Raw genomic sequence first — 22,840 nt, 5'->3', positions numbered from 1 at the left:
CAAGCAGTCTTGGAACGCATGAGCCTCGTCAAGAAATTCGCCACGGTCGCTTCCGGCACGCTGATGAGCCGCGCACTCGGCTTCGGCCGCGAGATGCTGATGGCGGCCGCACTCGGCACCGGGCCGGTCGCTGATGCCTTCAACGCCGCCTTCCAGTTTCCCAACACCTTCCGCCGGCTGTTCGCCGAGGGTGCCTTCAACGCAGCCTTCGTGCCGCTGTTCGCCAAGGAGATCGAGACCCACGGCACCGATGGCGCCAAGCGCTTCTCCGAGGAAGTGTTCGGCGTGCTGTTCACGGCGCTGCTGGCGCTGACGATCGCCATGGAACTGGCGATGCCGCTGATCGTGCGCTATCTGGTGGCGCCGGGCTTTGCCGAGACGCCGGGCAAGTTCGAGACGACCGTCACGCTGGCGACGATCATGTTCCCCTACCTGATCTGCATGTCGCTCGCCGCCATGATGGCCGGCATGCTGAATTCGCTGCGCCGCTATTTCGCGGCTGCCATCGCGCCCGCTTTCCTGAACATCATCCTGATCAGCGTGCTTGGCTATGCGTGGTACCGCGGCCTGGATGCGCGCGCCGTCGGCTTCGGCCTGTCCTGGGGCGTGCTGGCGGCCGGCATCGTGCAACTCGCCATCGTCTGGGTCGCGGTACGCAATGCTGGCATCGCGATCGGTTTCCGCCGGCCGAAGATGACGCCCAATGTCAAGCGGCTGCTGATCCTGGCGCTGCCGGCGGCGATCACCGGCGGCATCACCCAGATCAACCAGTTGATCGGAACGGCGATCGCCTCGGCGCAGAACAGCGCGGTGTCCTCGCTTGCCTACGCCGACCGCATCTACCAGCTGCCGCTTGGCGTCGTCGGCGTGGCGGTGGCGATCGTGCTGTTGCCCGAACTGTCGCGGGCGCTGAAATCAGGCAATCTGATCGAGGCGGCCAACTTGCAGAACCGTTCCGTCGAGTTCACCCTGTTCATGACCCTGCCGGCGGCGGCAGCATTGTGGGTGATGTCGGAACCGATCGTGCGGCTGGTGTACGAACGTGGCGCCTTCGCAGCCAATCACTCGACGCCGACGGTGGCGGCGATCCTGGCGATCTTCGGGCTCGGCCTGCCGGCCTTCGTGCTGATCAAGGCCTTCACCCCAGGCTATTTCGCGCGTGAGGACACGCGCACGCCGATGATCTTCGCCGCCATTTCGGTGGCGGTGAACGTTGCCACCGCGCTCACGCTGTCTCCCACGATGGGCGCGCCCGGCATTGCCGTGGCTTCGGCCGTGGCCGGCTGGGTCAACGCCCTGATGCTGCTTGGCATGCTGATCCGGCGCGGTCATTGGGGCCGCGACGTGCCGCTTCTGAAGCGCATTCCCCGGCTAGTGCTGTCGGCGGTGGTGATGGGCGCAGCGCTCTATCTCGCCGAACATTGGCTGGCCGCCAGGATTGGCCCGGGTTCGCCGCTGGTGGTCAAGGCGACGACCATCCTGGCGCTGGTGGGCGGCGGTGCGGCTCTCTACTTCGTCACGGCGTTTGCCACCGGCGGTGCCGATTTCGGCATGATCCGGCGCAACGTGAAGCGCAAGGGATCGCCAGCGCCTAAGGAACAGTCACCAGATCGGTAAGCTCAGCGCGGCGATCCCGTCGGCAACCATCAATCTTCGCCGGACAATTCGTCGTAGACCGAGCGCGGGAGCGGCACGTGTGCCTGTTTGCTAAGTTCCATCCCGAATTCGGCCCGAAGCCGCGCGGCTATCTCCAGCGGCGTCTCACGGTCGCGCCGGCCCTTCAAACCTTCCTCGTTGTTGACGGTGGCCGGCATCTATTTTCTCATCAAGATCATATGCAGGGCAGATCCTCTGATATCATACATCGTGGTATCATACATGAGCATGTCGGCGCCGCCTGACTGCCGCTATCCCCGAACAGCCTCTTGATCCTCCGCGCGCTCTCGTCCATAAGCGCGCCGTCGCAAGACTTTCGCCGCGCGCGGTTTCCAGCCGCGTGATTGGCTCCGAAAGGTCTGCAACTTTTCGGAATCACGCTGATACGGCCCTCCACAAGCCCCGAGGAAAAACATGTCCGCTTTCAAGCCACTCGTCTTCTCCGGTGTCCAGCCGACCGGCAATCTGCACCTCGGCAATTATCTGGGCGCCATCAAGAAATTCGTCGCCCTGCAGGACACGTCCGATTGCATCTACTGCGTCGTCGACCTGCATTCGCTGACCGCGCAGCTCGTCCATGATGATCTTGCCGATCAGACGCGATCGATCACCGCCGCCTTTCTTGCCTCCGGTATCGATTCGAAGAAACACATCGTCTTCAACCAGTCGCGGGTGATGCAGCACGCCGAGCTCGCCTGGATCTTCAATTGCGTCGCGCGCATCGGCTGGATGAACAAGATGACGCAGTTCAAGGACAAGGCCGGAAAGGACCGCGAGAACGCTTCGCTAGGTCTGCTCGCCTATCCCTCGCTGATGGCTGCCGACATCCTGCTCTACCGCGCCACCCATGTGCCGGTCGGCGAAGACCAGAAGCAGCACCTGGAGCTGACCCGCGACATCGCGCAGAAATTCAACAACGACTTTTCGGACCGCATCGCCAGGCTTGGCGTCGGCGTCGAGATGCAGGTGGGCGAGGAGACGGTGAACGGCTTCTTTCCGATCACGGAACCGGTCATCGGTGGGCCGGCGGCGCGCATCATGAGCCTGCGTGACGGATCGAAGAAGATGTCGAAGTCGGACCCGTCGGACCTGTCGCGCATCAACCTGACGGACGATGCCGACACCATCTCGAAGAAGATCCGCAAGGCCAAGACCGATCCGGAAGCCTTGCCTGGTGAAGTCGACGGGCTGGAGAACCGTCCCGAGGCGGAAAACCTTGTCGGCATCTATGCGGGTCTCGCCGAGATATCGAAGGCCCACGTGCTGAAGGAATTCGGCGGCCAGCAGTTTTCCGTGTTCAAGCCGGCGCTCGCCGACCTCGCTGTGGAGAAGTTGGCCCCGATCGCGAGCGAGATGCGCCGCATCCAAGGTGACCGCGCCTATATCGACGCGGTGCTGAGGGACGGCGGCGAGCGCGCCGGCACGCTCGCCGAAACGACGATGAAGACGGTGCGCGATATCATTGGGCTGCTGCAGGGCTGATCCCTATCTTCACCATGATGGCGCAAGACATATTGGCCTAAGACATCCTGGTCTAAGACATCCTGGCCTAAGGCATCCTGGCCTAAGGCATCCTGGCCTAAGACTGGCGGCTTGCCGCCGGTCTGCTGCGGTGGCAGATTGCGGTGGAAAAGACACCGAGTAGATAGACATGGTCTCCAAACGCCTCAGCCGCGAAGCCGGTCATCGCCGGAAATTCCTGACGATCATCGACGACACGCCGGAATGCGAGCGCGCCGTCGCCTACGCCTCGAAGCGGGCGCAGAACACCGGCGGCACGCTGGTGCTGCTCTATGTCATTGTACCGGACGATTTCCAGCACTGGCTGGGCGTCGAGAAGATCATGCGCGAAGAGGCGATCGCCACGGCGCGCGCGGCCCTCGACGGCTATGCCAACAAGGTGCGCCAGAAGCTCGGCATCGAACCGGAGATGGTGGTTCGCGAAGGCAAGCCGACGGAAGAGATCCACAAGCTGATCGAGGAAGACCAAGACATCGCCATCCTGGTGCTGGCGGCCGGCGCTGGCAAGGAAGGACCGGGGCCGCTGGTCGGCGCGGTGGCCGGCAAAGGCGCCGCCTTCCCCATTCCGGTCACCGTCGTGCCGCAGAGCCTGTCCGACGAGGAGATCGACAGCCTCGCCTGAGATCCGCCCGGGATTCAATTCCCCAGCCAGATCCTTGGCAAAACATTCCGCCAGCCAGCCGTTCGGGCGATGCGTTTGGCTTGAATGTCCAGCCGATAGAGCCTATTTAGAATTATTCCAAACTGTCTGCCCTGACTGGGCACGGAGACGGCCATGTTCATCCAGACCGAATCGACGCCAAACCCGGCGACGCTGAAATTCCTGCCTGGCAAGGAAGTTCTGCTCGAAGGCACCGCCGATTTCCGCGATGCCGACAGCGCGGCGACCGCCTCGCCGCTGGCCGGCCGGCTGTTCGAAATCCCCGGCGTCACCGGCGTCTTCTTCGGCTACGACTTCATCACCGTGACCAAGGACGGCCCCGACTGGCAGCACCTGAAGCCAGCGATCCTGGGCGCCATCATGGAGCATTTCATGTCCGGCGCGCCGGTCATGACCAAGACCGGCCCGGCCGCCGAGACCAGCCAGACCGGCGAATTCTACGACAAGGCGGACGAGGAACTCGTCATCACCATCAAGGAACTGCTCGACACAAGAGTGCGCCCGGCGGTGGCGCAGGATGGCGGCGACATCACCTTCCGCGGCTTCGAGAACGGCACGGTGTTCCTGCACATGAAGGGCGCCTGCGCCGGTTGCCCGTCATCGACGGCGACGCTGAAGCACGGCATCCAGAACCTGCTTCGCCATTTCGTGCCCGAAGTGCAGCAGGTCGAACAGGTCGCCTGATTCTTCCGCTCGCCGCCTGTCGGTCTACGGGCGGGCCTGAACATCCCGTTCGCGAATAACAAAAAACCGGGCCGAATTGCCCGGTTTTCTGTTTGGTACGTCCGTTGTTGCCTAGACGGTCCGCGTACGAAACTTGTTTGCCGTTTGGCCAAGCCCTGACGGGCATGGCCTATATCACGATGACCTTGGCGCCGACCGAGGCGCGGTCATAGAGATCGATGATGTCCTGGTTCATCAGCCGGATGCAGCCAGACGACATGGCCTTGCCGATCGAGTTCCATTCCGGGCTGCCGTGCAGGCGGTAACCCATGTCACCGCCCTTGTTGAACAGATACATGGCGCGCGCGCCGAGCGGGTTCTTCAGGCCCGGCTCCATGCCGCCGGCGAATTTGGCGAGCTCCGGCTGACGCTTGATCATCTGTGACGGCGGCGTCCAGGTCGGCCATTCGCGCTTGATGGCGATATGGGCCGTGCCATGCCACTCGAAGCCCTCGCGGCCAACGCCGATGCCGTAGCGGATCGCGCGGCCGTCGCCCTCGACGAAATAGAGGAACTTGTTCTGCGTATCGACGATGATCGTGCCGGGCTTTTCCTTGGTGTCGTAGTTCACTTCCTGCCGGTGGAACTGCCTCGGCACCCTTTCGATCGGGATGCGCGGCAGTTGATAACCAGCATCGGTCACCGCGCCATAGTCGTTGGAGAAGATCTGTCCGCCGATGGTGCTGCAACCGGCGATAGCGGTAGACAGCGCCAATGCGGCAAATATTGCAAGCGACTTCATGCGCATGAGGTGATCCGGTGCCCCGCCCAAACGTCAGCAGCACGAGTCGGCCGCTTTCTCGCCATCATTCATGCTGGCATTTGCTTTGCTTGCCAAGCACGCGATGCCTATATGCGGGGACCTACGCGCTGGTAAGCATATCACTATGGCATTTCGGCAACAGCCTTCACCGGATTGTGAAGGAAATTCAAAGAGCCCAAATCGAGAAGCCCGCAAAAACGAGGAACCCGCCATGAATGTCGGCGACGCCGCCCACCGTTCAGGCCTGCCGGCCAAGACCATCCGTTACTATGAGGAGATCGGCCTGATCGCGCCCGCGCGCGCCGCCAATGGCTATCGCGACTATTCCGGCGACGACATCCACCGGCTGGCCTTCCTGCGTCGCGCGCGCAATCTCGGCTTTTCCATCGACGATTGCCGCCAGTTGATGGCGCTCTACCAGGATCGCGGCCGCGCCAGCCACGACGTGCGCGAGATCGCCGCCGCCCATGTCACGGCGATCGAGGAGAAGGTACGCGAATTGCAGTCGATGCGCTCGACCCTGCAGAAACTGATCCACGCCTGCCATGGCGACGAGCGGCCGGACTGCCCGATCCTGGATGATATGGCGGGGGCGGTGGAACGCGAACCGACCGCCGTCGGACGTCAATAGGTCCAAGGAAGGCGATTGGGCTCGGAGAGTTCAGCGGACATTCGTCGCCCAATCTCGGAAAGCCTCCAGAAGCGAACGCAGATGGAGCGGGCCGCCAGCCCCCTCAAACACGTTGTCCTTCGTCCAGCATGTCCACCAGTCGGTTGGATGCCCGCGATTGTGCGTGATCGGATCAAGAGTACGCCCGTCGCAGTCCGTCCCCACAAGGTCGATTTTCAAGGACCAGCCGGGATTATCGATGGTGCTGATCGAAGGACCAAACCGATGCTCCCAAACACCATCGCATTGGGCTTCATACCAGCGGGCCAACCAATCCAGAACGTCCATCCGGTCAAACTAGCGAAACGGCAGCGGCATGGGAAGAAGGCGTACGCTTTTGAAGACGGTGAAGGATATTACCGGCAAGGATGCCGAATTCATCGCGTAGTTTGGGGCTGGGTCGAAGTAGCTTGCGGCCGATTAATCTTCCCGCCGACAGCCTCCGCTAACCGAATATCCAATAAACCCATCATAGCCATGACTAGAGCGAATATGCGCATGAGCGTAACCGGTCTGATCCGGAATCTCTGTCGCAGGAATAAGCAAACGACAAATCCCATGCCTGCGGGTATTACGGCGATTAATAGTATCGCGTCGACAAGTGGCATTTAGTCCCCCTTCCCCAAGTAGGAACCGAAGTGATAACGCAAACGGCCCGCCTTGTGGAAGGGCGGGCCGTTCGGTTCTCTGTCTTCTGTTATGCTGTAACATAAAAGGCTGGGGAGGCTGGGTTTGTCAAGTATACAATCGCCCTCGATAACCCGGTTCAAACCGTGAACAAAATCTGGCATGGTGCCGGCCATGCCGATCATTTCGCCGATTCCCCTCAACCCTCTCATCGACGGTCGCCAGTCCGAGCGCGCCATGCTGGTGCGGCGCGGCGTGCAGCGGCTGTTGATGCAGATGGGCGCGCATGTGCTGCCGGAACTGTCGCTGGCCACGGGCCGGCGCGCCGATCTCGTGGCGCTGACGCGCCAGGGCGATGTCTGGATCATCGAGATCAAATCCTCGATCGAGGATTTCCGGGTCGACCGCAAATGGCCCGACTATCGGCTGCATTCCGACCGCTTCTTCTTCGCCACCCATCCCGGCGTGCCGGCGGACATCTTTCCGGAAGAGTGCGGCTTCATCCTCTCCGATGGCTACGGCGCCGAAATCCTGCGCGATGCGCCGGAGCACCGCATGGCGGCGGCAACGCGCAAGGCGCTGATGCTGCGCATTGCGCGCGCCGGTGCCTCGCGGCTGCTGGCGGCCGAACTGGCCGGTGTGTCCGTGCCGGTGCTGGAGGGGGAGAGCGAGTAGCTGCCATCGAAAGCTGGCGACGTGTGGTCGCCTTTGCCGGCGTTCGTCGTTCGAAAAGCCAAGCAATTGGCTTTTCGTCCGCTGCGCGGACCACTTCTCAACTCCCCGTATAGTGACGGGGAGAAGGATGCTTTCATCGCGGATTTCGCCAGTTTTCAGCATTTGCAAAAGAAGCGCCAAGCGGCGGCAGTGTCCCTTCTCCCCGTTCCACGGGGCTAGCGTGCGCACACATCTGCTTCGGAGGGGTGTCAAGGGACGTATTGGCCGGGCGGCAGATGGGGCTTGAAGGGTTGGAATCGTGTGTGATTCTGTAGCTGCCATTGTTGATTCGGGAGATTTCGACGATGGCACCGCTGCTTGGATACTTCGGCGACCTGCGCTTGCAAAAAAGGGGAGCATGGTGCTGGAGCGCATGTGCATGCGCATCAGCGCGGGCATGCGTCGGCTGGCCGATACACGCGCGGAACAGGTTGCGTTCACGCGGCTGTTTGGCAATCCCAACGTGACGGTGCAGGAGATCGTGCGCACGGCGGCGGCGCAAACGGGCCAAGGCGGCGGCCGGCCGTCATGTGCTGATCATCGAGGACAGCAGCGAGATCAACTATCAGGCCAAGGCCTCGCGCAAGCGCGGCCTCGGATGTGTCGGCAACGGCAAGGATATCGGGCTGTTCGTACACCCGGCTCTGGCCGTGGATGCCGGCGACGGGTCGGTGCTGGGCCTTGCGGCGGCCACGATCTGGCGGCGCCGGGGGCAGAAGGCGGACGACTACCAGGCCCTGCCGATCGAAGCCAAGGAAAGCTACAAATGGATCGCCACCGCCACGGCGGCCCGCCAGGCGCTGACCGACACGCCGCTCCTCACCGTGATCGGCGACCGCGAGGCCGACATCTACGAGGTGCTGGCAAGGCTGCCTGACGAGCGCACGCATGTGCTCATGCGCGCTGTGCGCGATCGGGCGCTGGGGGAAGAGGGCGGCCGCTTGTTCGGCGAGATAGCCAAGACGCCGGAAGCCGGCCGCATCGCCTTCGATCTGCAGGCGCGTCCCGGCCGGCCGGGACGCAAGGTGCACCTGGCCGTTCGCTTCGCCGAGGTCACCTTGCGCCAGCCGCGCCTTGGGGCCGACCGCCGCGATCCGCGCGCGGTCAGGCTCAATATCGTGGAAGTGCGCGAGATCGATCCGCCTTCGCCCAAGGACGCGGTGATCTGGCGGCTGTTGACAACCCACACCGTCAAGACACTCGCCGATGCCATCGCCATCGTCGATCTCTACCGGTCGCGCTGGACCATCGAGCAGTTGTTCCGGACCTTGAAGTCGCAGGCCATCGATCTGGAGGAAAGCCTCATCGCCGATGGCGATGCACTCGAACGTCTGGCTGCAACCGCGCTGATCGTGGCCACCAGGGTTATGCAACTCGTGCACGGGCGCGACGCGGCCGGCCAGACCCTCAGGGCCACACGCCTCTTCAATCCCGCCGAGATCGCCGTTCTGGACGCGCTGGTCGCCAGGCTGGAAGGCAAGACCCAAACGCAGAAGAACCCGCATCCGCCACACACGCTCGCTTGGGCGGCCTGGTGCATTGCCCGGCTCGGCGGCTGGAACGGCTATCCAAAGGAGCGCCCGCCGGGCCCGGTCACCTTCAGCAACGGCCTCAAACGCTTCCACGCCATTGTTGAGGGCTTCGTCCTTGCAAACCCATACTGACCACCGCCAAATCAAATGTGTGCGCACGCTAGCCCCGTTCCACGGGGAGAAGATGCCGGCAGGCAGATGAGGGGCGGCGCGGCGTCTGCCAGAAGCGCGGACGCTATTCCTCGTCCTCTTCCACCCCTCCCGCCGCCGGCGCCAGCAAAAGCACCGCCGCGCCGAGGATGGCGGCGATGAAGGAGCCGGCGAGAATGCCGACCTTGACGGAGTCCTGCAGGGTTACATCGCCGGCGAAGGCGAGCAGGCCGATGAACAGGCTCATGGTGAAGCCGATGCCGCAGAGCAGCGACACGCCGAGCATATGCGACCAGCCGGCATGGCCGGGCAGGTCGGCCAGGCCGAGACGGATGGCAAGTGCGGAGGAGCCGAAGACGCCGACCAGTTTGCCGACGACGAGACCGGCGGCGACGCCCAGCGTCAACGGCTCGATCAGCGCGCCAAGGCTCAGGCCGGCGAGCGAAACACCGGCATTGGCAAAGCCGAAGATCGGTACGACTATGAATGCCACGAGCTTGTGCAGGCCGTGCTCGAGCCGGTGCAGGGGCGAATGCTCGAGGTCGTGCCCGGCGGCGCGTTCAAGCGGAATGGTGAGCGCCAGGGCCACGCCGGCGAGCGTGGCGTGGACGCCCGACTTCAGCACCAGCACCCACAGGATGGCGCCAAGCACGAGATAGGGCGCCAGCGTCATCACCCGCATGCGGTTGAGCATGATGAGCGCGGCGATGACGGCGAAGGCGGCGCCGAGGTAGGCCAGCGACAGGCCGCTGGTGTAGAATATGGCGATGATGATGACGGCGCCGAGATCGTCGATGATGGCGAGCGCGGTGAGGAAGACCTTCAGCGAGGCCGGCACCCGGCTGCCGAGAAGCGACAGCACGCCGAGCGCGAAGGCGATGTCGGTGGCGGTCGGGATAGCCCAGCCGGACAAGGCCGGCCCGTTGTTGCGGTTGACGGCGACATAGACAAGGGCAGGAACCACCATGCCGCCGGCGGCCGCGATGCCGGGCAGCACGCGCCTGGGCCAGGTCGAAAGCTGGCCGTCCAGCATCTCGCGTTTGATCTCCAGCCCGACGAGCAGGAAGAACACCGCCATCAGCCCGTCATTGACCCAGTGCGAGACGCTGAGCGGGCCGAGATAGGCGTGGAGAACGGAGAAGTAGGTCTCGGCAAGCGGCGAATTGGCGACAATCAGCGCCAGGGCGGCCGCCACCATCAGAGTGATGCCGCCGGCCGCCTCGCTGTCGAGAAATTCGCGGAAGACGGAAACCGGCCGTTGCTTCAAATCCTGCATGTCGCCTCCGTCATCGTTTTCCAAGCGTTGGCGCCGCCCCTCACCTGCCTGCCGGCATCCTCTCCCCGTATAGTGACGGGGAGAGGGGCGCTGTCATCGATGGTTTCGCCAATTACCAATATCGCAAGCGATTGCCTGCGTGCTTCGGCGATCAGCGCGGCGCGCGCTTGGCGAGGATCCGCTGCAGCGTGCGGCGGTGCATGTTTAGCCGGCGCGCGGTCTCGGAGACGTTGCGCTCGCACATTTCGTAGACGCGCTGGATGTGCTCCCAGCGGACACGGTCGGCCGACATGGGGTTTTCGGGGGGCGCGGCGCGCTCACCGGTGGTGCGGGTCAGCGCGGCAAAGACATCGTCGGCATCGGCCGGCTTCGACAGATAGTCGACGGCGCCGAGTTTCACCGCTGTCACCGCGGTGGCGATGTTGCCGTAGCCGGTCAGGATGATGGTACGGGAATCCTCGCGCTTCTCGCGGATGGCGGCGACGACATCGAGGCCGTTGCCGTCGCCAAGCCGCATGTCGACCACGGCGTAGGCGGGCGGGTTGGCGCGCGCCTTGCCCACCGCCTCCTCGACGCTCTCGGCGGTCTCGACCACGAAGCCCCTGGTTTCCATGGCGCGGGCCAGGCGGGTCAGGAACGGCTTGTCGTCGTCGACGATTAGAAGCGAAGTGTCCTCGCCCTCAACCATTGCGCCAATATTTTCATCGCCTGTCATCGTCTTGGAAATTCCTGCTGCCTTATTTTTACGCAGATATCGTTTTGCGCCGCTATTGTCCAATTCACGCGGTATCAAACATGGTGGCCGGGGCCGATTCCGGGTTCAGGAAGACGGTTCTCGGCCATGAAATCCGCACCACCGCGCCCTCGCCCAGGCCGCTCGAATTGCGGAAATCGAGCGCGGCGCCCGAGCGTTCGAGCAGCGTCTTGGCAATGAACAGGCCAAGCCCCAGGCCACCGCCGGCCTCCGTGCCCTGGCGCGTCGACATGTAAGGCTCGCCGATGCGGTCGATGATCTCGGGCGGAAAGCCGGGCCCGTCGTCGATGATCGAAAAGGTGACGGTCGCCTCGTCCCAGCTCCAGCGCACGGTGACGCTCTTGCGGGCAAAATCGACGGCGTTCTCGACCAGATTGCCGAGGCCGTAGATGACGCCCGGATTGCGGCGCCCGACCGGCTCCGGCCCGGTGCATTCGCCGGGACGAAGCTTGATCGAGATGCCGAAGTCGCGATGCGGCGCGGTGACCTCCTCGACCAGCGAAGTCAGCGGCAGACGGGACAGATGCGCCTCACCCTCGGACGACAGGCTGGTCAGGCGCTTGAGGATTTCGCGGCAACGCTCGCTCTGCGAGCGCAGCAGCTTCACGTCATCGCCATATTTCGGATCCTTGCCGAGCGCCTTTTCCATTTCCTTGGCGACGAGCGTGATGGTGGCGAGCGGTGTCCCGAGCTCGTGCGCCGCCGCGGCGGCCAGGCCGTCGAGCGCCGAGAGATGCTGCTCGCGCTGCAGCACCAGTTCGGTGGCGGCAAGCGCATTGGCCAGAAGCCGCGCTTCGGCGGCCACCCGGAAGGCATAGATGGCCGTGAAAGCGATCGAGGACAGCACCGCCATCCACATGCCGGCGACATAGATGAAGGGCATCACCAACGGCGCGCCTTCATACCAGGGCAACGGCAGATGGATGAACACAAGCAAGGTCGCCGCCATCATCACCAGCCCGCCGAGAATGGCGGTCAGGCGCAGGGGCAGCGACGTCGCCGAAATGACGACGGGCACGGTCATCAGCAGCGAGAACGGATTGGTCAGGCCGCCGGTCATGTAGAGCAGGCCGGCAAGCTGCAGGCTGTCGAAGATCAGGATGCCGAAAGCGGCCAACGGGGTGAGCCGGTGCGCGGCCGGAAACCGGAAGGCCAGGAACAGGTTCATCCAGGCCGAGCAGGCGATCAGCGCGAAGCACAGGCTGACCGGCAATGGGAACTTCAAACCATAAGCGACAACGAGCACCGTCACGCTCTGGCCGACGATAGCCAGCCAGCGCAGTCGGATCAGCGTGTTGAGCCGCAGCCGCTGGCTCTGCTGGAAGTCGGGTGCGCGCAAAACGTTGATCATCGCCATGAATTACAACCGCGGAGCCGGGAACGCTAGGTCCGCTCCAGTCCGATGGGGTCGGATTGAAGCTCTACTCCTTGTTGACCATGATCTTGTCTCAAAAACCGGTTTCACTTTTTGGGATCATGCTCGTGGCTTGGCGCGGGCGGTGGCGGTGGCGAGCAGCGGATTTTCCGGCCAGACATGCTTGGGGTAGCGGCCGCGCATGTCGGCGCGCACATCGGCCCAGGAGCCGCGCCAGAAGCCGGGCAGGTCGCGGGTCGTCTGGATCGGCCGATGCGCCGGCGACAGAAGTTCGAGCGTCAGCGGCACGGTGCCGTTGGCGATGGAGGGATGGCGGTCGAGGCCGAACAGTTCCTGCACGCGAACCGCCAGCACCGGCCATTCGCCGTCATAACGGATCGGCACGTGACTGCCCGACGGGGCGTCGAAATGGGTCGGCGCCAGCGCATCGACCTTGCGCTGCAGGTCATGCGGCACGAGCGAGGTCAGGCCCGCCGGGACAACGCCGGGGTCGACGGCGGCCAGGGATGCGGCCCCCGACAGGAAGGGCAGCAGCCAGTCGTCGAGGCGTTCGAGAAGTGCTGCGTCCGACATGTCCGGCCAGGGCGAGCCGAGGCCGCGATGCAACCAGGAGAGGCGCTGGCGCAGCGTCTCGGCCTCCTTGCTCCAGCTCAGCAGCGACAGCCCGTGCTCACGCACCGCGTCAACGATGGCGTGGTCGGCCTCGGCACCGGCCGGCGCCGGCAGCATGCGCTCGGCGAGCGTGATGGCGCCGAGGCGCACCGTTTCGCGCACGCGCACGGCGCGGCGCTCGCGGTCGAAGCTCGTTTGCTTGCGCGTCTCGATCCGGTCGGCCAGCGTGGCGCGGATATCCTCCTCATTTATTGCCGCCGCCGCCGCGACGCGCGCATTCTGCGCCTTGCCCTGCAGATCGGCGACGACCAGAAACGGCTCGCCGGCCAGGGGGTCGGCGGCATCGAGCATGGCGCCGGAGCCATTGGCCAACACGAAGCGGCCGCGCTCGCCGCGCGCCTTGGCGACGCGGTCCGGCCAGGCGTGGATGAGGATGGGACCGGCGGCCACATCCCCCTCCTTGAGGGGGTCCAAGGGACGGGCGAGACCTGTGGCTCGCCCCGGTGTGTCGACCCCCGAAGCACCGTGGGGTGGAGGGATGGGTCGCGTGCCCGAACCGACCCCACCCCGTCTCTCCCGCTTCGCTGCGCTCAGCTCGGTCGCCGACCCTCCCCTCGAGGGGGAGGGTAAGGCCTGCTTCGCCAGCCTCTCGGCCAGTTGCCGCGCGGCGGTGGCGCGCGGCGATCTTTCCCGGCGAAAGCGCATCAGCCGCCGTTCTAGATCGGCGCCGTCCCCGCCAAGGCCGCGTTCGGTGAGCAACACCGCGAGCATGGCCGCCTCATCGGCGTGTCCGTTCCTGGCTGCTTCGGCGACCATATGGGCCAGCCGCACGGGCAGAGCGAGCTTGCGCATGGAAGCGCCCGCTTCGGTCAGGCGCCCGGTCTCGTCGATGGCGTGGAGCGCGCGCAGCAGCGTCCTTGCCTCGTTGAGCGCCGGTGCCGGCGGCGGATCGAGAAAGGCGAGCCCGGCCGGATCGGCGACACCGAAGGCGGCGCAATCGAGCAGCAGGCCGGATAGGTCCGCTTCGAGGATTTCCGGCGGCGTGAAGGCGGGAAGCGCCGCCGTCTGCTCGGCGCGCCACAGCCGGATGGCGACGCCGGCCTGCGTGCGTCCGGCGCGGCCGGCGCGCTGGTCGGCGGAAGCCTTGCTGACGCGCACGGTCTCCAGCCGGGTCAGGCCGCTGGCCGGTTCATAGCGCGGCAGCCGCGACAGGCCGGAATCGATGACGACGCGCACGCCGTCGATGGTGATGGAGGTCTCGGCGATCGAGGTCGCCAGCACCACCTTGCGGCGGCCTGCCGGCGCCGGCTTGATCGCTGCATCCTGCGCCTTGCCGTCGAGCTGGCCGTAGAGCGGAACGATATCGGTGTCGGCCCCGACCCTGCCGGCCAGCCGTTCGGCGGTGCGCTCGATCTCGCGCTGGCCCGGCAGGAAAGCGAGCACGCTGCCGCTTTCTTCGGCAAGGGCCGCACGGATCGGCTTGGCCATGGCGTCCTCGACCGGGACGCCGGCCGGCCGCTCGTCGTAGCGGACATCGACAGGAAAAGCGCGACCTTCGCTCTCGATCACCGGCGCGCCCGACAGGAGTTTCGCGACGCGGGCGCCATCGAGCGTTGCCGACATGACGACCAAGCGCAGGTCGGGCCGCAGCGCACCTTGCACGTCGAGCGCCAGCGCCAGACCGAAATCGCCGTCGAGAGAGCGCTCGTGGAATTCGTCGAAAATGACAGCCGAGACGCCGGGCAGTTCGGGGTCGTCGAGGATCATGCGCGCGAGCACACCCTCGGTGACGACCAGTATCCTGGTCTTGGCCGAAGTGCGGTTCTCCATGCGCATGGCGTAGCCCACGGTGCCGCCGGGCTCCTCGCTCAGCAGCTCGGCCATGCGGCGGGCGGCGGCGCGAGCGGCGAGCCGGCGCGGCTCAAGCAGCACGATTTTGCCCGTGCCAAGCCAAGAGGCATCCAGCAGTGCCAAGGGCACCAGCGTCGTCTTGCCGGCACCGGGCGGCGCCACAAGAACCGCGCTGTTGCCCTTGCCGAGCGCTTCACTGAGCGCCGGCAGCACGGCTGTGACCGGAAGTTCCGGCAGGGGTCTTGTCGTCATCGCGTCCGCATATCAGCGGTCGCGGTCGCCATGCAATACGTACGGCCTCATAGCCTGGTCCGTGAAAACGGATTCCAACGCACGGTGCCGAGCCGCACCTCCTCGCGCACCATGGTCAGCAGACCGGAACCGCCGACCACCGCCAGACCAACCAGCGACAGCCAGTCGGGATATTCCTGGAAGAACAGCGCGCCGAGGATGACCGCCCAGACGATCTGCGAATAATGCGTCGGGGCGATCCGGTTGGCGGGCGCGTATTTGGCGGCCAGAAGCTGCATGAATTGCCCGCAGGCCGTGAAAGCGCCTGCCATCACCAGCCACACCAGCTGCCTTCCGTCGGGAAGAGTGAAGGAGGTGGTGGCGGCGCCGATACCGTTGAACAGCAGCCCATAGCCGACCAGCACGCCGAGCATGGTCGTGCGCTTCTCCTGCTGCGCCAGCGAACGCATCAGGATGACGCTGGCGGCTGCGAGAAAGGCGATGGTGAACGCCGCGAGGTGACCGAGATGCAATTCGCGGAAACCCGGCCGCACCACCAGCATGACGCCGGCAAAGCCGGCGACCACCGCCAGCCAGCGCCACGGGCCAACCTTTTCCTTGAGGATCACGGTCGAGAGAATGGTGACGAACAGCGGCGCGAGGAAAATCAGCGCATAGGTCTCGGCCAGCGGAATGGTGGTGAAGGCGTAGACGCTGAGCACACCCGATGCGATGCCGGCCCAGGCACGCGCCTGCACCGCCCATGGACGCTTTGTGCGCCAGAAGTCACGCCAGCGTTCGTCAGCAGGACGGCTGAAGAATAGGAAACAGCCGGCAAACAGCGTCGAGAAGAAGCCGATCTCGAACACCGTGAACTGACCACCCAGGCTCTTGATAACGGCATCGCTGCCCGAATAGCTTGCATAGGCGATGAGGGCGAGCAGGATTCCGTTCGGCACGTTTTCATTTCCGGGAGAGAGTAGCGTGAAAATACTGGCGCTCGGTGCGCATCCCGACGACATCGAGATCTTCATGTTCGGTACGATGGCCGCCTATGCGACGCAAGGCGCAGAACTGACTTTTGCCGTGGCCACGGATGGTGCCAGGGGCGGCAAGAGCGATGCCGGGGTTCTGGCTCGTGTCCGTCGCGAGGAGGCGACGACCGCGGCCGCGCTGCTTGGCGCGACGCCGCGCTTCCTCGACTTCCCCGATGGCGAGCTGGTGGCCGACGGCGCGCTCATCGGCGCGTTGAAGACGCTTCTACGCGAGACCGGGCCGGATCTCGTGGTCACGCATGCGCCCAACGACTATCACGCAGACCACCGCGCGCTGTCGGACGGCGTGCGCATCGCGGCCTCGTTCGCCGTCCCCGTGCTGCATGCCGACACGATGGGCGGCACCGGATTCGCGCCCACGCACTATGTCGACATTTCCGCCTATCGGGATATCAAGACGCAGGCGATCCGCGCGCACCGGTCGCAGGGGCCGGAGCAATATGTCGACAGAGCGCGCATTCAGAACGAATTTCGCGCCGGCCAATGCAACGGCGTCCCCGGCTCATTGGCCGAGGCCTTCCGCTTCGAGCCCAGATTTCCCTTCGCCGACATACGCGCCTTGTTGCCGCCAGCGCCGCCCCTGCGGCCGGTGACGCCAATCCCGGACGCCGCCAACGAGACCGGCTAAGCGGCGGCCGGGGCAACCCAGCGTTCATTTTTCAACGATTTCAAGCGCCGGTTTCGTCATGTTGCGGCGCAGCGACGAATTCGCTTGCGTTGTTTAGTAAAAATTGCATCACTAAACAAATTACTAAACATCGACAGTGCTGCCGCGCCGCCGTGTTTTGGGCCCCTGAGGAGAGGGTTGAGGATTTTTGAAACCGTCATCCGGGCGCGTTTCGCAAATGGGAGGAAGGCATGAAATCGAGCTTGAAACTGGCGTTGGGACTGGCTTCGGCGGTGGTTGGGTCGACAGTTGTCTCGAATGCCGCGCACGCTGAAGACCTGACGCTGTGCTGGGCCGCCTGGGACCCGGCAAACGCGCTGGTCGAACTTTCCAAGGACTTTACCAAGGAAACCGGCATCGGCATGAAATTCGAATTCGTGCCATGGACGAACTATGCCGACCGCTTCCTCAACGAACTGAACTCGCACGGCAAATTGTGCGACCTGATCATCGGCGATAGCCAGTGGATCGGCGGCGCGGCCGAGAACGGCCACTATGTCAAGCTGAACGACTTCTTCGACAAGGAGAAGATCAGCATGGACGACTTCGTGCCGGCGACCGTCGTCGGCTATTCGGAATGGCCGAAGAACACGCCCAATTACTGGGCGCTGCCGGCCATGGGCGACGTCGTCGGCTGGACCTATCGCAAGGACTGGTTCTCGAAGCCCGAATTGCAGAAGGAATTCAAGGAGAAATATGGCTGGGACCTCGGCCCGCCGGCCACCTTCGACCAGCTGAAACAGATCGCTGAATTCTTCCAGAAGCGGCAGATCGACGGCAAGACGGTCTATGGCGCCTCGATCTACACGGAGCGCGGCTCGGAAGGCATCACCATGGGCGCCATGGACGTGCTCTACAGCTACGGCTTCCAGTACGAGAACCCGAAGAAGCCCTATGACATGGAAGGCTTCGTCAATTCGCCCGACGCGATCAAGGGCCTGGAATTCTACAAGGCGCTTTACGACTGCTGCACCCCTCCGGGCGCCTCGAACAGCTACATGGGCGAAGGCGTCGATGCCTTCAAATCCGGCCAGGTGGCGATGCACATGAACTTCGCCTTCACCTGGCCGGGCCTGCAGAAGGACGAAAATGTCGGCGGCGACAAAATAGGCTATTTCGTCAATCCCAAGGGTCCTGGCGGCGCACAGTTTGCCCAGCTCGGCGGCCAGGGCATTTCCGTGGTGTCCTATTCCGACAAGCAGGAATCGGCGCTGAAATACATCAAGTGGTTCGCCAACAAGGACGTGCAGGCCAAGTGGTGGTCGCTCGGCGGCTATTCCTGCCTCAACGCGGTCGTCAAGGACCCGAAATTCCCGTCTAGCCAGCCCTATGCGCAGACCTTCCTCGACTCGATGGCCATCGTGAAGGACTTCTGGGCCGAGCCGAGCTACGCGCCGCTGCTGCAGGCCTCGCAGAAGCGCTTCCACGACTACGTCGTCGCCGGCCAGGGTTCGGCCAAGGACGCACTCGACGGGCTGGTCAAGGACTGGACGCAGATCTTCCAGGACGACGGCAAGATGTAAGCTCCTCCCGAGCTACGCCCAGGGCCGGATGATTTCAGGTCGAATAGACCAGAAATCATCCGCCTCCAGGCCTAAAGAGAGAGCATGATGTCGTTCCAAGACCGCTTCACACTTTTCGCCATTATGCTCGTGGTCCCGTGCCGCTCTTGGCACGAGACGCGGTTCAGATAAATTCCATCACAGAGACGCCCAAGTGACCGAAGCAGGACTGACCATGCTCAATCGGACCGCGGAGACCGTTGCCCGGGCGACCCCGGAACCGTTGGCGCGCAAGGTCCGGGGCATCAGCGACAAGGGCCTCGCCTGGCTGTTCATCTCGCCGACGATCCTGTTGCTGCTCGCCATCAACATCTTCCCGCTGTTCTGGGCGATCTATCTCTCGTTCACCAATTACCGCGCCAACCGGCCGAACGAGGTGGTGAAGAATCTCGGTTTTGCCAACTACCAGCGCATCCTCGGCGACCGGGACGTCTGGATCGCGATGCAGACGACAGCGCATTTCGTGTTCTGGACCATCCTGCTGCAGACGCTGATCGGCTTCACGCTGGCCTGGCTGATCGACCGCAAGTTCCGCGGCCACGCCTTCTGGACGACGCTGATCCTGGTGCCGATGATGCTGTCTCCGGCGGTGGTGGGCAATTTCTGGCGCTTCCTCTATGAGCCGCAGATCGGCCTGTTCTCCTATGTCATCGCGTTCGTCAGCGGCATTCCACCGACAAGCATCCAGATGCTCTCCAATGTGTCGCTGGCGCCATGGTCGATCATCATCGTCGACACCTGGATGTGGACGCCCTACGTGATGCTGATCTGTCTCGCGGGCCTGCGTTCGATCCCCGAATACATTTATGAGGCGGCCGAGGTCGACCGCGCCTCCAACTGGCGCCAGTTCTGGTCGATCACGCTGCCTATCGCGCTGCCCTTCATCATGCTGGCGGTGCTGTTTCGCGGCATCGAGAACTTCAAGATGTTCGACATGGTCAACCTGCTCACCGGCGGCGGCCCGGGCTCGACCACCGAGGTCGCCTCGATCACGCTAAAGCGGCAGGCCTTCGAGAGCTGGCGAACGGGTTATTCCTCGGCCTTCGCCATCATCCTGTTCGTCGCGGTGTTCGGCCTCGCCAACATCTACGTCAAGGCGCTCAACAAGGTGAAGCAGAGATGAGCCTGACCACAGCCCACTCGGTCGTCGCGCCCTCGGCAGGTTCGAAGCGCATCGCAGGCGCGATCATCATCGCCTACGCGCTGATCTCGATCGTGCCGCTGCTGTGGATCTTCGCCACCAGCTTCAAGACGCCGCCGGATTCGATCGCCTATCCGCCCAAGATCGTGTTCCAGCCGAGCATCGAAGGCTACTGCAACCTGTTCACCACGCGGACAAGGCAGACGCCCGAATACATCAACTCGCTGGGACCGGCGACCGGCTTCTGCGACGAGACGGTGCGCAAGCGCAATATGGTGATCGCCGGCCCGTCGAATTTCCTGCCGCGCTTCGTCAATTCGCTGGTCATCGCCTTCGGGTCGACCTTCTGTGCTGTCTTTCTCGGCACGCTGTCGGCCTATGGTTTCTCACGCTTCAAGGTGCCGCTTGCCGACGACCTCCTGTTCTTCATCCTGTCGACGCGCTTCATGCCGCCGATCGCCGTCGCCATCCCGATCTACCTGATGTATCGCGAGCTCGGCCTGTCGGACACCGCGCTCGGCATGATCCTGCTCTACACGGCGGTCAACGTCTCGCTGGCGGTGTGGCTGCTGAAAGGCTTCATCGACGAGATCCCGCGCGAATATGAAGAAGCGGCGATGATCGACGGCTATACGCGGCTGCAGGCCTTCTGGCGCACCGTGCTGCCGCAGGCGACCACCGGCATTGCGGCCACCGCGATCTTCTGCCTGATCTTCGCCTGGAACGAGTATGCGTTCGCGGCGCTGCTCACCTCCGGCACGGCACAGACCGCGCCGCCCTTCATCCCGACCATCATCGGCGAAGGCGGCCAGGACTGGCCGGCGGTTGCGGCGGGCACGACGATCTTCCTGGTGCCGATCCTGGTTTTCACCATCCTGCTTCGCAAGCAATTGCTGCGCGGCATCACCTTCGGCGCGGTGCGCAAATGAGCATGACCCAATCCGCAAAACGCAAATCGCGCTGGCCGCGCTGGGCCAGGCGCGGCGTGATGGAAAACGTCGCCACGGCGCTCATCGCTATCGGCTTCCTGATGCTGTTCCAGCCCTTCGCGCTGTCGCTCTACACCTATTCCTTCATCACCATGCTTGCTGGCACCGTGATGTTCATCGTCGTCTCGAAATTCCCGGAATAATCATGGCCGAGATCCGCGTCCAACACCTGAGGAAGGCTTTCGGCGACTTCGTCGCCGTGCAGGATTCCAACTTCGTCGTCGAGGATGGCGAGTTCTTCGTCATGCTCGGGCCGTCCGGCTGCGGCAAGACGACGACGCTGCGCATGATAGCAGGGCTGGAACTGCCGACCGGCGGCCAGATCCTGCTCGACGGCGAGGACGTCACCATGCTCAGGGCACGCGAGCGCGACATCGCCTTCGTCTTCCAGCTGTTCGCGCTCTATCCGCACATGAATGTGCGCAATAACATCGGCTTCCCGCTCTTGGCGCAAGGCATGCCCTCGGCCGAAATCCGCACAAGGGTCGAGGAGACGGCGAAGCTGCTGCGCATCGACCATCTGCTCAACAAATCCGTCTCGGGTCTTGCCGGCGGCGACCGCCAGCGCGTGGCGCTCGGCCGCGCCATCGTGCGGCGGCCAAAGTGCTTCCTGATGGACGAGCCGCTGGGCACGCTCGACACCGAATTCCGCGACCTGATGGTGCATGAACTGCGCGAACTGCACAACCGCATCCACGCCACGACGGTCTATGTCACGCACGACCAGATGGAAGCGATGTCGATGGCCGACAAGATCGCTGTGATGAACCATGGCGTCATCGAACAGTTCGGGAGCCCACGCGAAATCTACGACCGGCCGGCGACCATGTTCGTCGCCGACTTCATCGGCTCCCCGCCGATGAACTTCTTGGGCTTCGGCGGCGGGCTTGCCAAGGGCGCGAAGGAAATTGTCGTGCAAGGCGCAAAGGTCGCGGTACCGGAGGTGCGCGAGGATATCGCCCCGGCCGACATGGCGCTTGGCATCCGGCCGGAGCACATCCGCTTCGACGACGCCTCGAAGCTGCGCGGCGCCATCTACGGCACCGAATATCTCGGCACCACGCAGATCGTCGCCGTGGAGACGGCGGACGGCATCATCAAGGCGCGGGTGCCGGCCGAAATCCGGCTGAATGCGGGCGATCATGTCGGCCTGGCCCTGAACAGCGCGCGGCTGTCGCTGTTCGACAAGGGCTCCGGCCGCGCCGTGAAGACGGCGATCCACGACACCGCCTCTCAAGGGAGAGCGCAGCATGGCTGATGTGCGCGTCAAGAACGTGACCAAGAGTTTCGGCGAGCATGTCGCCGTCAACGGTCTCGGCCTGGATATATCAGACGGCGAATTCGTCGTGCTGCTCGGGCCGACCGGAGCCGGCAAGACGACGACGCTGCGGCTTATCGCGGGGCTGGAACGGCCGGATGCCGGCACGATCGAGATCGGCGGCCACGAGGCCACGACGCTGTCGCCGGCCGAGCGCGACACGGCTTTCGTCTTCCAGCAATATTCGCTCTATCCGCATCTGTCGGTGTTCGACAATCTTGCCTTCCCGCTGCGCTCGCCGGCGCGGAAAATGCCGGAAGACCAGATACGCCGGCGGGTCGAGGAGGTGGCGAAGATGGTGCGCATCCATCACAAGCTCGCCAACCGCTCGACCAAATTGTCGGGCGGTGAAATGCAGCGCGTCGCCATCGGCCGCGCGCTGGTGCGCAAGCCGGCCATCTACCTCATGGACGAGCCGCTTTCGTCGCTCGACGCCAAGCTGCGGGCGGACCTGCGGCTCGAATTGAAGCGCATCCAGTCCGAACTCGGCGCCACCATGCTCTACGTCACCCACGACCAGATCGAGGCGATGACGATGGCCGACCGCATCGGCATCCTCGCCGACGGCGTGCTGGTGCAGATCGGTTCGCCAAGGACGATCTATTCGGAGCCGGCTAACCTGCATGTCGCGGCACGACTCGGCCAGCCGGCGATCAACCTTTTGCCCATGGGGCTGTTGCCCGACGGCGGCGCGCCGGCGGGCGCCAAGACGATCGGCGCACGCACCGAGCATCTGGCGATTGAAAAGGCCGTGAATGGCCATGCCGACGGCGTCGTCGACTGGGTCGAGCATCTCGGCGACCAGAACCATCTGCATGTGACGGTGGGGCCGAAGAAGCTGGTGACGCTGACAGATCCAGACACCGATCTGGCCCAAGGCGACAGGGTGGTGATCCGCTACCGCTCGCCGCTCTATTTCGGCGCGGATGGACAAAGGTTGATGTGAACGGTTTCGAGCGTCCCCGCCAAGGGTCGACGCCGGCTTCCGATGG

General features: G+C 64.1%; 21 protein-coding genes and 1 pseudogene. 14 read left to right on the top strand and 8 right to left on the bottom strand.

Annotated elements, in window-relative coordinates; translation table 11 throughout:
• The first annotated feature begins 18 nt into the window (after window positions 1–18).
• Window positions 19–1,617 (top strand): murein biosynthesis integral membrane protein MurJ, encoded by a 1,599-nt coding sequence (murJ, locus tag FJW03_RS27085; protein WP_140766734.1) that lies wholly within the window; start codon window positions 19–21, stop codon window positions 1,615–1,617.
• A 29-nt stretch (window positions 1,618–1,646) separates the two neighbouring features.
• Here the strand turns inward: murJ and FJW03_RS27080 are convergent, their stop codons facing one another.
• Window positions 1,647–1,814 carry a hypothetical protein gene (locus FJW03_RS27080; protein ID WP_181173343.1) on the bottom strand — a complete coding sequence of 56 codons (168 nt, stop codon included), beginning with the start codon at window positions 1,812–1,814 and terminating at the stop codon, window positions 1,647–1,649.
• Between the two features lie 256 nt (window positions 1,815–2,070).
• Here FJW03_RS27080 and trpS point away from each other — a divergent pair, with 256 nt between their 5' ends.
• The 3 genes from trpS to FJW03_RS27065 all read left to right on the top strand — a co-directional run bounded on the left by trpS (window position 2,071) and on the right by FJW03_RS27065 (window position 4,522).
• A complete protein-coding gene (trpS, locus tag FJW03_RS27075; RefSeq protein ID WP_140766733.1) occupies window positions 2,071–3,138 on the top strand; it encodes a tryptophan--tRNA ligase in 1,068 nt (355 codons plus the stop codon).
• A gap of 169 nt (window positions 3,139–3,307) precedes the next feature.
• Window positions 3,308–3,799, top strand: a complete 492-nt coding sequence (locus FJW03_RS27070) for a universal stress protein (protein ID WP_140766732.1) — start codon at window positions 3,308–3,310, stop codon at window positions 3,797–3,799.
• A 153-nt stretch (window positions 3,800–3,952) separates the two neighbouring features.
• The gene (locus tag FJW03_RS27065) at window positions 3,953–4,522 is read left to right on the top strand and encodes a NifU family protein (RefSeq protein WP_140612980.1); all 570 of its coding nucleotides are present in this window, start codon (window positions 3,953–3,955) and stop codon (window positions 4,520–4,522) included.
• A gap of 169 nt (window positions 4,523–4,691) precedes the next feature.
• On the opposite strand, the gene FJW03_RS27060 is transcribed toward FJW03_RS27065, so the two are convergent.
• Window positions 4,692–5,309 (bottom strand): L,D-transpeptidase, encoded by a 618-nt coding sequence (locus FJW03_RS27060; RefSeq protein ID WP_140612981.1) that lies wholly within the window; start codon window positions 5,307–5,309, stop codon window positions 4,692–4,694.
• Window positions 5,310–5,535: 226 nt separating this feature from the next.
• Here FJW03_RS27060 and cueR point away from each other — a divergent pair, with 226 nt between their 5' ends.
• The gene (gene cueR / locus FJW03_RS27055; protein WP_140766731.1) at window positions 5,536–5,955 is read left to right on the top strand and encodes a Cu(I)-responsive transcriptional regulator; all 420 of its coding nucleotides are present in this window, start codon (window positions 5,536–5,538) and stop codon (window positions 5,953–5,955) included.
• Between the two features lie 30 nt (window positions 5,956–5,985).
• Here cueR and FJW03_RS27050 read toward each other — a convergent pair whose 3' ends face one another.
• Entirely contained in the window at window positions 5,986–6,282 is a 297-nt protein-coding gene (locus tag FJW03_RS27050; RefSeq protein WP_140766730.1) for an immunity 53 family protein, read from the bottom strand.
• 513 nt (window positions 6,283–6,795) lie between these two features.
• Here FJW03_RS27050 and FJW03_RS27045 point away from each other — a divergent pair.
• A complete protein-coding gene (locus FJW03_RS27045) occupies window positions 6,796–7,296 on the top strand; it encodes an MmcB family DNA repair protein (protein ID WP_181173342.1) in 501 nt (166 codons plus the stop codon).
• Window positions 7,297–7,850: 554 nt separating this feature from the next.
• A pseudogene (locus FJW03_RS27040) lies at window positions 7,851–8,999 on the top strand (IS4 family transposase); the annotation flags it as partial.
• A gap of 103 nt (window positions 9,000–9,102) precedes the next feature.
• Here the strand turns inward: FJW03_RS27040 and nhaA are convergent.
• From nhaA to FJW03_RS27015, 5 genes are all read right to left on the bottom strand, one after another.
• Window positions 9,103–10,293: a Na+/H+ antiporter NhaA gene (gene nhaA / locus FJW03_RS27035; protein ID WP_140764747.1), complete on the bottom strand. Its 1,191-nt coding sequence runs from the start codon at window positions 10,291–10,293 to the stop codon at window positions 9,103–9,105.
• A 151-nt stretch (window positions 10,294–10,444) separates the two neighbouring features.
• Window positions 10,445–11,008, bottom strand: a complete 564-nt coding sequence (locus FJW03_RS27030) for an ActR/PrrA/RegA family redox response regulator transcription factor (protein ID WP_027032803.1) — start codon at window positions 11,006–11,008, stop codon at window positions 10,445–10,447.
• 64 nt (window positions 11,009–11,072) lie between these two features.
• Window positions 11,073–12,404, bottom strand: coding sequence for an ActS/PrrB/RegB family redox-sensitive histidine kinase (locus tag FJW03_RS27025; RefSeq protein WP_140764750.1), 1,332 nt, complete (start codon window positions 12,402–12,404; stop codon window positions 11,073–11,075).
• Between the two features lie 117 nt (window positions 12,405–12,521).
• Complete coding sequence (gene hrpB, locus FJW03_RS27020) at window positions 12,522–15,137, bottom strand: ATP-dependent helicase HrpB (protein ID WP_140764752.1); 2,616 nt, start codon at window positions 15,135–15,137, stop codon at window positions 12,522–12,524.
• Window positions 15,138–15,184: 47 nt separating this feature from the next.
• A complete protein-coding gene (locus FJW03_RS27015; RefSeq protein WP_140764755.1) occupies window positions 15,185–16,075 on the bottom strand; it encodes a DMT family transporter in 891 nt (296 codons plus the stop codon).
• 25 nt (window positions 16,076–16,100) lie between these two features.
• Between FJW03_RS27015 and FJW03_RS27010 the strand changes: the two genes are divergently transcribed.
• From FJW03_RS27010 to FJW03_RS26980, 7 genes are all read left to right on the top strand, one after another.
• Window positions 16,101–16,799: a PIG-L deacetylase family protein gene (locus tag FJW03_RS27010; RefSeq protein WP_140764757.1), complete on the top strand. Its 699-nt coding sequence runs from the start codon at window positions 16,101–16,103 to the stop codon at window positions 16,797–16,799.
• Window positions 16,800–17,029: 230 nt separating this feature from the next.
• Window positions 17,030–18,361, top strand: a complete 1,332-nt coding sequence (locus FJW03_RS27005; RefSeq protein WP_140764760.1) for an ABC transporter substrate-binding protein — start codon at window positions 17,030–17,032, stop codon at window positions 18,359–18,361.
• Between the two features lie 214 nt (window positions 18,362–18,575).
• A complete protein-coding gene (locus tag FJW03_RS27000) occupies window positions 18,576–19,523 on the top strand; it encodes a carbohydrate ABC transporter permease (protein ID WP_140764972.1) in 948 nt (315 codons plus the stop codon).
• Window positions 19,520–20,470, top strand: a complete 951-nt coding sequence (locus tag FJW03_RS26995; protein ID WP_140764763.1) for a carbohydrate ABC transporter permease — start codon at window positions 19,520–19,522, stop codon at window positions 20,468–20,470. The genes FJW03_RS27000 and FJW03_RS26995 overlap by 4 nt, the downstream gene beginning before the upstream one ends.
• Window positions 20,467–20,673 carry a hypothetical protein gene (locus FJW03_RS26990; protein WP_140606840.1) on the top strand — a complete coding sequence of 69 codons (207 nt, stop codon included), beginning with the start codon at window positions 20,467–20,469 and terminating at the stop codon, window positions 20,671–20,673. Before FJW03_RS26995 ends, FJW03_RS26990 begins: the two co-directional genes overlap by 4 nt.
• Window positions 20,674–20,675: 2 nt before the next feature.
• Complete coding sequence (locus FJW03_RS26985; protein ID WP_140764766.1) at window positions 20,676–21,788, top strand: ABC transporter ATP-binding protein; 1,113 nt, start codon at window positions 20,676–20,678, stop codon at window positions 21,786–21,788.
• The gene (locus FJW03_RS26980) at window positions 21,781–22,794 is read left to right on the top strand and encodes an ABC transporter ATP-binding protein (RefSeq protein ID WP_140764769.1); all 1,014 of its coding nucleotides are present in this window, start codon (window positions 21,781–21,783) and stop codon (window positions 22,792–22,794) included. Before FJW03_RS26985 ends, FJW03_RS26980 begins: the two co-directional genes overlap by 8 nt.
• Window positions 22,795–22,840: the final 46 nt, after the last annotated feature.

The sequence above is a fragment of the Mesorhizobium sp. B4-1-4 genome (genome assembly GCF_006439395.2).
In the GTDB taxonomy this organism is placed as follows: Bacteria; Pseudomonadota; Alphaproteobacteria; order Rhizobiales; family Rhizobiaceae; genus Mesorhizobium.
This window is presented reverse-complemented; position numbering and strand designations above follow the sequence as displayed.